9 protein-coding genes are annotated in these 13,305 nt (G+C 65.2%); 8 read left to right on the top strand and 1 reads right to left on the bottom strand.

Translation table 11 applies throughout. The features are described 5' to 3' along the window. Positions 1–46: 46 nt before the first annotated feature. From ACVOMC_RS09825 to ACVOMC_RS09790, 8 genes are all read left to right on the top strand, one after another. The gene (locus ACVOMC_RS09825) at positions 47–538 is read left to right on the top strand and encodes a chemotaxis protein CheW (RefSeq protein WP_481523793.1); all 492 of its coding nucleotides are present in this window, start codon (positions 47–49) and stop codon (positions 536–538) included. 116 nt (positions 539–654) lie between these two features. Further along, on the top strand, positions 655–1,041 hold the full coding sequence (locus tag ACVOMC_RS09820) for a hypothetical protein (protein ID WP_481523792.1): 387 nt from the start codon (positions 655–657) through the stop codon (positions 1,039–1,041). Positions 1,042–1,129: 88 nt separating this feature from the next. Further along, entirely contained in the window at positions 1,130–3,508 is a 2,379-nt protein-coding gene (locus ACVOMC_RS09815) for a methyl-accepting chemotaxis protein (protein WP_481523791.1), read from the top strand. 116 nt (positions 3,509–3,624) lie between these two features. Beyond that, on the top strand, positions 3,625–5,793 hold the full coding sequence (locus tag ACVOMC_RS09810) for a methyl-accepting chemotaxis protein (protein WP_481523790.1): 2,169 nt from the start codon (positions 3,625–3,627) through the stop codon (positions 5,791–5,793). A 9-nt stretch (positions 5,794–5,802) separates the two neighbouring features. After that, a complete protein-coding gene (locus tag ACVOMC_RS09805) occupies positions 5,803–6,654 on the top strand; it encodes a CheR family methyltransferase (RefSeq protein WP_481523789.1) in 852 nt (283 codons plus the stop codon). After that, positions 6,651–7,256 carry a chemoreceptor glutamine deamidase CheD gene (cheD, locus tag ACVOMC_RS09800; RefSeq protein WP_057506480.1) on the top strand — a complete coding sequence of 202 codons (606 nt, stop codon included), beginning with the start codon at positions 6,651–6,653 and terminating at the stop codon, positions 7,254–7,256. The genes ACVOMC_RS09805 and cheD overlap by 4 nt, the downstream gene beginning before the upstream one ends. Next, positions 7,253–8,314, top strand: a complete 1,062-nt coding sequence (locus tag ACVOMC_RS09795) for a protein-glutamate methylesterase/protein-glutamine glutaminase (RefSeq protein ID WP_481523788.1) — start codon at positions 7,253–7,255, stop codon at positions 8,312–8,314. Before cheD ends, ACVOMC_RS09795 begins: the two co-directional genes overlap by 4 nt. 62 nt (positions 8,315–8,376) lie before the next feature. Then, positions 8,377–10,602: a sensor domain-containing protein gene (locus tag ACVOMC_RS09790; protein ID WP_481523787.1), complete on the top strand. Its 2,226-nt coding sequence runs from the start codon at positions 8,377–8,379 to the stop codon at positions 10,600–10,602. Positions 10,603–10,680: 78 nt separating this feature from the next. Here ACVOMC_RS09790 and acnB read toward each other — a convergent pair whose 3' ends face one another. Then, on the bottom strand, positions 10,681–13,272 hold the full coding sequence (gene acnB, locus ACVOMC_RS09785) for a bifunctional aconitate hydratase 2/2-methylisocitrate dehydratase (protein WP_481523786.1): 2,592 nt from the start codon (positions 13,270–13,272) through the stop codon (positions 10,681–10,683). Between the last annotated feature and the right edge of the window lie 33 nt (positions 13,273–13,305).

Here is a 13,305-nt window from a genome sequence, read left to right as displayed (position 1 = left end):
CTGTACCCAGCTCCGCACCGGCTCGACGCCAAGACCAGGAACCGCCATGAACGACACCCGCACGCTCGCCGCCAGCACTGGCGGTGAATACCTCAGCTTCACTCTCGGCAACGAGCACTACGGCGTGGATATCCTGAAAGTGCAGGAAATCCGCGGCTACGATTCGGTCACGCGCGTGCCCGATGCCCCCGACTACATCAAAGGCGTGATCAATCTGCGCGGCACCATCGTCCCGGTGATCGACCTGCGCCTGAAACTGCGCCTGGACGAGGCCCGCTACGACGCCTTCACCGTGATGATCGTGCTCAACGTCGAAGACCGGGTGGTCGGCATCGTGGTGGACAGCGTCTCGGACGTGATTCCGCTGACCGGCGACCAGATCCGCCCGACCCCCGAGTTCGGCGCTGCCGTCGACACACGGGTCATTTCCGGCATCGGTACGCACGACGACAAGATGCTGATCCTGCTGGATATCGAGACCCTGCTGGACATCACCGACCTCGGCCAGACCACCGCCCTGGAAGAAGCGTCCGCCTGAAACTGCGAATTGCATCGCATTTCCAAGCACACCCCTCAAGCACCGGCTCTCGCGGCCGATAGCGACATCATGTCCGCCTCCCCGCGGAACCCCAACACGCCATCCCGGAGATACCGATGTACAAGCATCTGACCCCGCTGCTCACGGCTGCTGTTCTGGCCACCGCCTCGTTCAATGCCGCTGCCGACACCGCGGAGATGATTCCGCCGGAGAACGCCGCGCGCTTTGCCGGCAAGGACGGGATGGTCTGCGGGAAGGTGGAGAAGGCCCGCTATGCAGAAGGTTCCGAAGGCCAGCCGACCTTCCTGCACATGGGCGGCGCTTTCCCGCGCCACACGTTCTCCGCACGGATCGCCGGCGCCAACCGCGGCAAGTTCGGTTTTCCGCTGGAGTCGCTGGAAGGCAAGACGGTCTGCGTGATCGGCAAGATCCAGCGTGATTCCTCGCGCGCCGAAATCGAAGTCACCGCTCCGGCGGGTCTGAAGCTGGCGAACATCAAGTAAGCAGCAACCTGCCCGTCACCATGCCGGCGGCTGCCGGCATGGTTCTCCTGCCGCGCTGGCGGGGTTTGCCATCGGAGATCTTGCACAAATGCAGTGGATCCACTCCCTGAAACTCAAGCCGAAGCTGCTGCTGACCTTCGGCGTCGTTCTGTTTTTCATGTTGCTGCAGGGCATCGTTGCCTACCGCGGCCTGCACTCGCTGAACAACGTCACCAGCGACCTGACCGAAAAGCGCACCCCCAGCCTGCGCACCACCGGCGAGCTGGGCGGACTGGTCAGCGAATATCGCAATACCGAGTATCAGGGCCTGATCCGTGCCAGTGCCGAGGTCAAGGCGGACGCCAAGGCGCGCTCCGTCGCGCTGCGCAAACAGATCGACACCATCATTGCCGACTATCCGAAGCTGATCGACGATGCCGGGCAGAAGAAACTGTTCGACGCGTTTGCAAGCGACTGGACTGCCGCACTGGCCTCCTATGACGCCGTCAACGAGATGCTGGAGCTGGACCTGCCGGATGACGCCATCGACACCTTCGTCGGCGAAACCCGCACCCTGCACCGCAAGGCCTACGCCTCGTTGCAGGAACTGGCGGCCAACGACAATGCGCGGGCCCAGGCCGCAGGCGAGCGCGCGCAGGAAACCTATTCCGCTTCGGCCGTGCTCACCGTCATCGCGGTCCTGATCGGCGCGGCCGCCGGCCTGCTGCTGGTGTGGCTGTTCGCCCGCTCGCTGGTCAGCTCGATGCGCGGTGCCGTAGCGGTGGCCAATGATGTGGCCAGCGGCCGCCTGGATGGCACGATCGATGTTTCGCGCGCCGATGAAGTCGGCGACCTGCTGCGCGCGATGCAGCGCATGCAGCGCGATCTGCGTGAGCGGATCGAACGCGATGCGGCCGTCGCCGCGGAGAACCTGCGCATCCGTACCGCGCTGGACTACTCTTCCACGGGCGTATACCTGACCAACACCGACCTGGAAATCGTCTACGCCAACCGTGCGCTGCGCGATACGCTGGTGGAGTACAGCGACGACATCGCCGGCGAACTGAGCCACTACGATGCCGGCAAGCCGCTGGTCGGGCAGCCGGTCACCGCACTGGAACACAACGGCGAAGTGGACGGCCACGTGATCGACGTGCTGGAGAAGACCGGTGTGTTCAAGCGGGACATGCGCTTCGGCCAGGCCGAGTTCGCCCAGACCATCTCGGTGATCCGTGATGAGAGCGGCACGCCGGTTGGCCATGTCGTGGAATGGCGCGACCGCACCACCGAAGCACTGGTGGAGCGCGAAGTGGCAGGTGTGATCGAAGCCGCCGCGGCGGGCGATCTGAGCGGCCGCATCGACACCCAGGGCAAGGAGGGCTTCTTCCTGTCGCTGGCCAGCCAGCTCAACAGCCTGCTCGACGCCAACGCGACGAGCCTGGCGCAGATCTCCGATCTGCTGTCGGCGCTGTCGCGTGGCGACCTGACCGTGCGTATGCAGGGTGATTTCCAGGGCGTGTTCGCGACCATGCGCGACGACGCCAACGCCACGGCCGAGCAGCTGACCGGCATCGTCAGCCGCATCAAGCAGTCCTCGGTGTCGATCAATGCGGCTGCAACCGAGATCGCCAGCGGCAACAGCGATCTGTCGCGCCGCACCGAGCAGCAGGCGGCCAACCTGGAGGAGACCGCAGCCTCGATGGAGGAACTGACCTCCACCGTGCGCCAGAACGCCGAGTCGGCCCGCCAGGCCAACCAGCTCGCCATCGGCGCCGCTTCGGTGGCCTCGCAGGGGGGCGATGTGGTCAGCCAGGTCGTCACCACGATGACTGGCATCGAAGCCTCGTCGAAGAAGATCGCCGAGATCATCTCGGTCATCGATGGCATCGCCTTCCAGACCAACATCCTGGCACTCAACGCCGCCGTCGAGGCTGCTCGCGCCGGTGAACAGGGCCGTGGCTTTGCCGTGGTGGCCTCGGAAGTGCGCACCCTGGCACAGCGCTCGGCAGGCGCTGCCAAGGAGATCAAGGGACTGATCGATGATTCGGTCAGCAAGGTGGCCGATGGCTCGGCCCTGGTGCGCAAGGCCGGCTCCACGATGGGCGAGATCGTCGCCTCGGTACAGCGCGTGACCGATATCATGGCCGAGATCTCCGCCGCTTCGCAGGAGCAGTCGGCCGGCATCGAACAGGTCAACCAGACCGTGGTGCAGATGGACGAGACCACCCAGCAGAACGCCGCCCTGGTGGAGGAAGCCACCGCCGCCGCACGCTCGATGGAAGAACAGGCCGGCCACCTGGCCGACGTGGTATCGGTGTTCCAGCTGGAGGAAAGCCAGCTGGAGACCCGCGCGCCGTCCACCATCGCCGCTGCCCAACCTGTGCCGCGCAAGGCGGCTCCTGCCCCGGAACCCACGCCACGGCGCCGCAGCGCCAGCCCCAGAACCGCAGTGGCCGAACTGGCCGACTCGGACTGGCAGGAGTTCTGATCCACCCAAAACCCCGGCAAACGCCGGGGTTTTGCTTTGATGACGCTCAACTTTTCCTTGACAGCGCCGATACACAGGTATCCCGCTTACGCCCTGCTGCCCACAACCTCCTGTCAATGAATATCTATCGTCTCTGGTCGAGTTACATCAGCAACATCTCCGTACGCGGCAAGCTGAACCTGCTCACCGTACTGATCGTACTGGGCGTCATTGCCCTGTCGGTGATCGCCGCACGCATGCAGTACGTGGACCTGTATGAAACACGCAAGGACACACTGCGCACGCAGGTGGAGCTGAGCTACGGCGTGCTGGACCACTATGCCCAGCTCGCCGAGAACGGCAGCGTGCCACTGGCCGACGCGCAGGAGCAGGCCATCGCCGCAGTGCAGGCCATGCGCTCGGATGGCGACGTCAACTACTTCAACATCTATTCCACCGATTACACGGTCCTGATGCATCCTTTCCGCAAGGATCTGCTCGGCAAGCCGATGAAGGACTTCCGCAGCGAGGACGGGGTGGCCGTCTACTTCGAACAGGTGGAGGCGGCCAAACGCGGCGGTGGCTATGTCGGCTACACATGGGCCAAACCCGGTCACGAAGAGCCGGTGGAAAAACTCGCCTATGCCGGCATGTACAAGCCGTGGAACTGGATCGTTTCCAGCGGTGTGTACATGGACGATGTGCAGTCGCAGGCACTGAGGTTCACCGCGATCATGACCGTGGCGGGTGGTTTTCTGGTGCTGCTGGTCGTGGCGCTGAGCTGGATCATCGGCAACCGTATCGTGCTGCCGCTGCGCAACGCCACCGCTGTTGCCAACGCCATCGCCCAGGGCCGCATGGACAACCCCATTGCCGCAGCCACCCGCGATGAGACTGGCCAGCTGCTGGACAGCATGCGGCGCATGCAGGACCAGTTGCGCGCGGTGATCGATGCCCAGAATGAAATGGCCCGCCAGCACGATGCCGGCGCCATCGGCCACCGCATCGACGCCAGTGCCTTCCCGGGCAGCTACGGGGTGATGGTGGCCGAGACCAACACGCTGGTCGCAAGCCATATCGACGTGAACATGCAGGTCATCGCCATCGCCCAGCGCTACGCCATTGGCGACCTGAGTCCGGACATGCCGCTGCTGCCGGGCGAGAAGCGTGTCATCACCGAAACCATGGCGACGATCAAGCAGAACCTGGCCGCCATCAATGGCGAGATCAAGCGCCTGGGTAGCGCGGCCGCCGCCGGCGACTTCAGCCAGCGTGGCGACGAAAGCCGCTTCGAACATGACTTCCGCGAAATGGTGGAAAGCCTCAACGCCATGATGCAGGTCAGCGACCACAATCTGACCCGGATATCGGATCTGCTGCGCGCCATCGCCCAGGGCGACCTGACCGTACGCATGGACGGCCAGTTCAATGGCGTGTTCGCCCGGATACGTGACGATGCCAATGCCACCGTCGACCAGCTCGCAGGCATTGTCGGCCGCATCCAGAACGCCGCGTCCAGCATCAACCTGGCCGCCTCGGAGATCGCCACCGGCAACCAGGACCTGTCGCAGCGCACCGAGCAGCAGGCTGCCAACCTAGAAGAAACCGCCGCTTCGATGGAGGAACTGACCTCCACCGTGCGCCAGAACGCCGAGCACGCCCGCCAGGCCAACCAGCTCGCCATCGGCGCCGCGTCGGTCGCCTCGCAGGGCGGCCAGGTGGTTCATCAGGTGGTGACCACGATGAGCGGGATCGAGGCCTCCTCCAGGCGCATCGCCGACATCATCTCGGTGATCGACGGCATCGCCTTCCAGACCAACATCCTGGCGCTCAACGCCGCGGTGGAGGCGGCCCGGGCCGGCGAGCAGGGCCGGGGTTTTGCCGTGGTCGCCAGTGAAGTGCGCACCTTGGCACAACGCTCGGCCGGTGCCGCCAAGGAGATCAAGGGGCTGATCGATGATTCCGTCGAGAAGGTGTCCGAAGGCTCGACGCTGGTGCACCAGGCCGGCGCCACCATGGGCGAGATTGTCAGCAGCGTGCAGCGCGTGACCGACATCATGGCCGAGATCTCCGCCGCCTCGCAGGAACAGTCCGCCGGTATCGAGCAGGTCAACCAGACCGTGGTGCAGATGGATGAAACCACCCAGCAGAACGCCGCCCTGGTGGAGGAAGCCACCGCCGCCGCGCGCTCGATGGAGGAACAGGCGCTGCTGCTGGACGAGGCGGTGTCCGCATTCCGCTTGACGGCAGAGGCCGGCCCGTCCGCGCGGATGAACGCCACCCACACCCTCGCACTGGCCAGCTGACGCCGGATCATGACGACACTTCACTCCCCCAGCGCCGGCCGGGATTTCGAGTTCGACGACCGGGATTTCCGTCGCGTGTGCGAACTGATCCACCAGCGGGCCGGCATCGCGCTGGCACCGGCAAAGCGCGACATGGTGTACGGCCGCCTGTCCCGCCGTCTGCGCGTATTGGGCCTGCGGGACTTCAAGGACTATCTGGACAAGCTCGAACAGGACGGTGGCGACGAGTGGCAGGCGTTCACCAACGCACTGACCACCAACCTCACCTCGTTCTTCCGCGAACCGCATCACTTCGAGCGTTTGCACGACGAGCTGCGCGAACGCGCCGCTCACGCACCCTTGAATATCTGGTCCTGTGCGGCGTCCACCGGTGAGGAACCCTATTCGATCGCCATCACCGCCTGCGAGGCGTTCGGCAGCCTGACGCCGCCGGTGCGCATCCTCGCAACGGATGTGGACACGCAGGTGCTGGCGACCGCCGCGCAGGGCGTGTATCCGATCGAGCGTATCGCCGCGCTGGAGCCTGCAGTGAAGAAGCGCTACTTCCAGCGGGGCACCGGTCCCCATGAAGGCAAATGCCGGGTGTTGCCGGCGCTGCGCGCACTGATCGATTTCCGCCCCCTGAATCTGCTGACCCCGCGCTATGACGTGGGCGGACCGTTCGAGGCGCTGTTCTGTCGCAACGTGATGATCTATTTCGACAAGCCGACGCAGCGGGCGATCCTGTCGCGACTGGTGCCGCATCTTGCCGAAGATGGATTGCTGTACACCGGCCACTCGGAGAACTACCTGCACGCCGCGGATCTGATCCAGCCGTGCGGTCGCACCCTGTACCGGCGCGCGAAAGGAACCCGTGCATGAAGTCCAGCACCCGCCACGACGACGGCGTGATGCGCTACCGCGACAGTCGTTTCCAGACGATTGCCGCCAAACTGCTGCCTACCCAATACCTGGTGGTCGATGACGACACAGCACTGACGACGACGCTGGGTTCGTGCGTGGCCGCCTGCATCCGCGATCCCATTCTCGGTATTGGCGGCATGAACCACTTCCTGCTGCCCGACGGCACCGTAAGCGACGGAGCTCCTGCGCGCTACGGCAGCTATGCGATGGAACTGCTGATCAACGATCTGCTCAAGCGCGGCGCCAACCGCAAGCGGCTGGAAGCCAAGGTCTTCGGCGGCGCCAACGTGCTCAAGGGATTCACCAGCAACCCGGTGGGCACCCGCAATGCCGAGTTCGTCCGCCAGTACCTGCTGGCCGAGAAGATTCCGGTCATCGCCGAGGATCTGTGCGGCATCCATCCGCGCAAGATCTGGTTCTTTCCCATCACCGGCCGGGTGGTGGTGCAACGTCTGCCACATGCCCATGATGATGCCGCCGCCGTTGCCGCAACCGAATCGGCCGTCCGCGCGCAGCTCTCGCGCACGCCGGTCAGTGGTGGTGTGGAGTTGTTCGAATGACGCTGCAACCTCCCTGCCGCGTGTTGATCGTCGACGACTCGGCGCTGGTGCGCCAGCTCCTGTCGGAAATCCTCGCACGCGATCCTGGCATTGAAGTGGTCGGCACCGCCGCCGACCCGCTGCTCGCCCGCGAGAAGATCAAGCGCCTGAATCCGGACGTGTTGACCCTGGATGTGGAAATGCCGCGCATGGATGGACTGGCATTTCTCGAAAACCTGATGCGGCTGCATCCACTGCCGGTGGTGATGGTTTCCTCGCTGACCGAGCGTGGTGCCGACACCACCCTGCAGGCGCTGGCGCTGGGTGCCGTGGATTTCATCGCCAAGCCCAAACTCGACGTCGCGCGCGGACTGGAAAGCTACGCGGACGAGCTGTGCGAAAAGGTAAGAGCGGCGGCGCATTCGCGCGTGCGGGCAATCGGTGCGCACCCCGGAAACCGTCGCCTGTCCGCACAAAGCACTGTCCCGGCGCCCACCCGTTTTCGCACCACCGACCGGCTGATCGCAATCGGCGCCTCGGCCGGTGGAACCGAAGCGCTGCGGGTGGTGCTTGAAGGCATGCCTGCCGACGCACCGGCGATAGTGATAACACAGCATATTCCCGCCAGTTTCAGCAGGGCCTTCGCCGAACGCCTGGACCGGCATTCGGCCATGTCGGTGCGCGAAGCGACCGACGGCGAAGCCATCCTGCCGGGCCACGCCTATCTTCCTCCGGGCGGACGGCATCTGCGCATCATCCGCGACGGTGCGCGCTGGCGCTGCCGGATCGATGATTCCGCTCCGGTCAACCGGCATAAACCGGCAGTCGATGTCCTGTTCCGCTCCGTCGCGCTGGCCGCAGGTGCCAATGCCATCGGCGCGATTCTTACGGGGATGGGCGACGATGGCGCGCGGGGGCTGCTGGAGCTGAAACAGGCCGGCGCACCCACACTCGTGCAGGATGAGGCCACCAGCGTTGTCTGGGGGATGCCCGGCAGCGCGGTACGTCTGGGCGCAGCGGAGGAGATGCTGCCGCTGGAGCAGATCGCCAGCCGGCTGGTCACGCTTTCCCAGTCCTGACAGCCCCCACCCTACGCCATGGCCGGCAACGCAGCAGCTCCACTCAACCTACGGAAGAACGCATGGCAGCAATGCGGGAAGTGACGCCTGCTTCAAACGCTCCATCCACGCCCACCGTGGATGCACGCCAGCTGGCACTGGCGCTGGACCACAGCGCCAATGCGATCCTGCTGTGTGACCGCAATGCCGTCATCCAGTACAGCAACGACGGTTTCTTCCGCATGTTCGGCTATACCCGCGAAGAGGCTTGCGGCCGCCAGCCGCAGCATCTGCTGTTGGGCACACACACCGATGCGGAGACGATCCGCCAGCTGGGGGCACATCACCTTGCCGGAAAGCCGCATCGTGCCGATGTGCTGGGCTATCGCCGTGATGGCAGCCCGCTGTGGGTGTCGGTGGTCGCCACACCGGTACCGGCTGCCGATGGAACGGTCGATTGCTTCATCAATGTCCTGACCGACATCACCGCGGCCAAGACCCACGAAGTGCTGCAGAACAAAGTGCTCGATGCGCTGGTACGCGAAGTCTCGCTGGCCGAGACGATGAGCCTGATCTGCCGCGAGATAGAACGTGTGGCCCCCGATCTGCGGGCCTCGGTCAGCCAGATCGATGCAAACCACATGTTGCGGATCATCGCCGCACCCAGCCTCCCCACGGCGCTGGTCGACTATCTCAATGGGCAACCGGTCGGCGTCGGCGGCGGCATCTGCGGTGTCGCGGCGTGGCGCAACCGTCCGGTCATCGTCGCCGATATCGCCACCGATCCCCTGTGCGCCGCACATGCCGGCGAACTGCTGTCCTCCGGTTTGCGCGCCTGTTGGGCCAACCCGATCCGTTCCAGCAGCGGGCAGGTGCTGGGCACGCTGGCTTTCCACTACCTTGAAGCGCGCGAGCCTGCTCCCTGGCACCGCGCGCTGGTCGAACTGAGCCTGCATCTGTGCGCGCTCGCGCTGGAACGCGAACACACCCGCGCGCGGGTACACCAGCTGGCGTTCTACGATGCGCTGACCGGCCTGCCCAACCGGATGATGTTCACCGCCCGCGCCGAGCAATTGCTCGCCAGTTGCGAACAGAACGGGCAACAGGTCGCAGCGCTGTTCATCGGTCTGGACCGGTTCAAGCGCATCAACGAAAGCCAGGGCCATTCCGCAGGCGATGGTCTGCTGCGGGACGTGGCCCAGCGCATGGCCGGCGTCGTCGGCCCCTCCGCCCTGTTCGGCCGGCAGGTCGGTGATGAATTTCTGCTCCTGGTACCCGGCTGCAGTGCGGTGCAGACCGCGGCCATCTGCGAGCGCCTGATCGGCGCCATCGCCGCGCCACTGAACGTGGGCCAGATCACCGTCAACGCCAGTGCCAGCATCGGCGTGGCGATGTATCCGGTGGATGGTCGCGACATCGACACCCTGCTCCGCCACGCCGATCTGGCGATGTATCGCGCCAAGGACGAGGGCGGCTCGGGCTTCCGTTTCTTCAGCCTGGACATGAACCGCGTCGCACAGGAACGGGTGGTGATGGAGGCCGCCCTGCGCGAGGCCCTGCGCGGTGACCAGCTCACGCTCCATTACCAGCCGCAACTGTGCAGCCGTACCCAGCAGCTCTCCGGCGTGGAAGCCCTGCTGCGCTGGGAACATCCGCATATGGGCAGTGTCTCGCCGGCCCGGTTCATTCCGATGGCCGAGGAATGCGGGCTGATGGACGAGCTCAGCCTGTGGGTGCTGCGACAGGCCTGCGATGACCTGGGCCACTGGCGACAACGTGGCGTACCGGTTCCACGGATCTCGGTGAACCTGTCGGCGAGCAATTTCGACAACGCCACGCTGCCGGACCAGCTGCGCGGACTGCTGCAGGAATACCACCTGGGGGCGAGCGACCTGGTACTGGAAATGACCGAAAGCGTGATGCTCTCGGCGCATGCGCGCGTCCTGCGCAACCTGGATGCGCTGCACGCACTGGGTTTCTGCCTGTCGCTGGACGATTTCGGTACCGGCTATTCCAGCCTCAGCCACCTGCACCGCCTGCCAATCAGCGAGCTCAAGCTCGATCGCAGCTTCGTGCAGGACATCGAACACAGTGAAACCGCCCGCTCGCTGATCGTGTCAATCCTGCGCATCGGCGAGAACCTGAACAAACTGGTGGTCGCCGAAGGGGTGGAGACCGAGTGCCAGCGCCAGTTCCTGGCCGCGCACGGTTGCGACCTGCTGCAGGGCTTCCTGTTCTCACCCGCCCTGCCGGCACCGGCACTGGAGTCGTGGCTGGAACACCACCGAGGCACCCTGCCAACGGCCTGATACCGCCTCTTTCGGCGCAGCCACAACAAAGAAAGCCCGGCGATCGCCGGGCTTTCTTCTGTTGCTCAACCGTCAGTGTCAGGCGGTGACGGTGTCGGCCACGTCCTGGTATTCCTGGATCTGGTCGAAGTTCATGTAGCGGTAGATCGAATCGCCGGCACCGGCCAGCACACCGGCCGCTTCCATGTACTCCTCACGGGTCGGGATGCGACCCAGACGCGAGCAGATCGCGGCCAGCTCGGCCGAACCCAGGTACACGTTGGTGTTGCGACCCAGGCGGTTCGGGAAGTTGCGGGTCGAGGTCGACATCGCGGTGGAGCCTTCACGGATCTGCGCCTGGTTGCCCATGCACAGCGAGCAGCCCGGCATTTCCATGCGGGCACCGGCGGCGCCGAAGGTGCCGTAGTGGCCTTCCTTGGTCAGTTCGGCGGCATCCATCTTGGTCGGCGGAGCGATCCACAGACGGGTCGGGATGTCGCGCTTGCCTTCCAACAGCTTGGCCGCGGCACGGAAGTGGCCGATGTTGGTCATGCACGAACCAATGAACACTTCGTCGATCTGCGCGCCGGCCACGTCCGACAGGGTCTTGGCATCGTCCGGATCGTTCGGGCAGCAGACGATCGGCTCGACGATTTCGGCCAGGTCGATCTCGATGACCGCGGCGTACTCGGCATCGGCATCGGCTTCCAGCAGCTGCGGGTCGGCCAGCCAGGCTTCCATCTTCTCAATGCGGCGCGCCAGGGTGCGGGCATCGGCATAACCTTCGGCAATCATCCACTTCAACAGGGTGATGTTGCTGGTCAGGTATTCGATGATCGGGGCCTTGTCCAGCTTGACCGCGCAACCGGCGGCCGAACGCTCGGCCGAGGCGTCAGCCAGCTCGAACGCCTGCTCGATCTTCAGATCCGACAGGCCTTCGATTTCCAGGATGCGGCCGGAGAAGATGTTCTTCTTGCCCTGCTTGGCAACGGTCAGCAGGCCCTGCTTGATCGCATACAGCGGGATCGCGTGGACCAGATCACGCAAGGTCACGCCCGGCTGCATCTTGCCCTTGAAGCGGACCAGCACCGACTCGGGCATGTCCAGCGGCATCACGCCGGTGGCTGCGGCGAACGCGACCAGGCCGGAACCGGCCGGGAACGAGATGCCGATCGGGAAGCGGGTGTGCGAGTCGCCACCGGTGCCGACGGTGTCGGGCAGCAGCATGCGGTTCAACCACGAGTGGATGATGCCGTCGCCCGGACGCAGCGAGACGCCGCCACGGGTGGAGATGAACTCCGGCAGGGTGTGGTGGGTCTTCACGTCCACCGGCTTCGGATAGGCGGCGGTGTGGCAGAACGACTGCATCACCAGGTCGGCCGAGAAGCCCAGGCAGGCCAGGTCCTTCAGTTCGTCACGGGTCATCGGGCCGGTGGTGTCCTGCGAGCCGACGGTGGTCATCTTCGGTTCGCAGTAGGCACCCGGACGCACGCCCTGGCCTTCCGGCAGACCGCAGGCGCGGCCGACCATCTTCTGCGCCAGGCTGAAGCCCTTGCCGGTATCGACCGGTGCGGTCGGCTGGCGGAACAGGTCGGTGACCGGCAGGCCCAGCGCTTCACGCGCCTTGGCGGTCAGGCCGCGGCCGATGATCAGCGGAATACGGCCACCGGCGCGCACTTCGTCGAACAGCACGTCGCTCTTGACCTGGAACTCGGCGATGACTTCGCCGTTCTTCAGCGCCTTGCCGTCGTACGGACGCAGCTCGACCACATCGCCGTGGTTCATCTGCGACACGTCCAGCTCGATCGGCAGCGCGCCGGCGTCTTCCATGGTGTTGTAGAAGATCGGGGCGATCTTCGAACCCAGGCACACTCCGCCGAAGCGCTTGTTCGGGATGAAGGGGATGTCTTCGCCGGTGAACCACAGCACCGAGTTGGTGGCGGACTTGCGGCTGGAGCCGGTGCCGACCACGTCACCGACGTAGGCGACCAGGTTGCCCTTTTCCTTCAGCGACAGGATTTCCTGGATCGGGCCGCGCTTGCCGTCTTCCTCGGGCACGAACGGCGCGTCGGGACGCTTGTTCTTCAGCATCGCCAGCGCGTGCAGCGGGATGTCCGGGCGGGTGGTGGCGTCCGGTGCCGGCGACAGGTCGTCGGTGTTGGTTTCGCCCGGCACCTTGAACACGGTGATGGTCAGGCTCTGCGGCACTTCCGGCTTGGAAGTGAACCACTCGGCATCGGCCCAGCTCTGCAGCACGGACTGGGCGTTGGCGTTGCCTGCCTTGGCCTTTTCCTGCACGTCATGGAACGCATCGAACACCAGCAGGGTGTGCTTGAGCGCATTGGCGGCAATGGCGCCGACTTCGGCATCGTCCAGCAGCTGGATCAACGGGGCGACGTTGTAACCGCCAAGCATGGTGCCCAGCAGTTCGGTGGCGCGCGCACGGCTGATCAGCGCATTGGTCTCGGTGCCGAAGGCAACGGCGGCCAGGTACGAGGCCTTGACCTTGGCGGCATCATCGACGCCGGCCGGCACGCGGTGGGTGATCAGGTCCAGCAGGAACTCGGCCTCGCCGGCGGGCGGGTTCTTCAGCAGCTCGATGACGTCGGCCGTCTGCTGTGCGGTCAGCGGCAGCGGCGGGATGCCAAGCGCGGCGCGCTCGGCTACGTGGTGGCGGTAGGCTTCCAACATGACAACTCCCGGGGGTACGGTTTGAGAATGGAT

The organism is Stenotrophomonas sp. STEN014, from assembly GCF_056760315.1.
The sequence above is the reverse complement of the archived record's forward strand: the minus strand, read 5'-3'. Positions and strand labels throughout refer to the sequence as shown.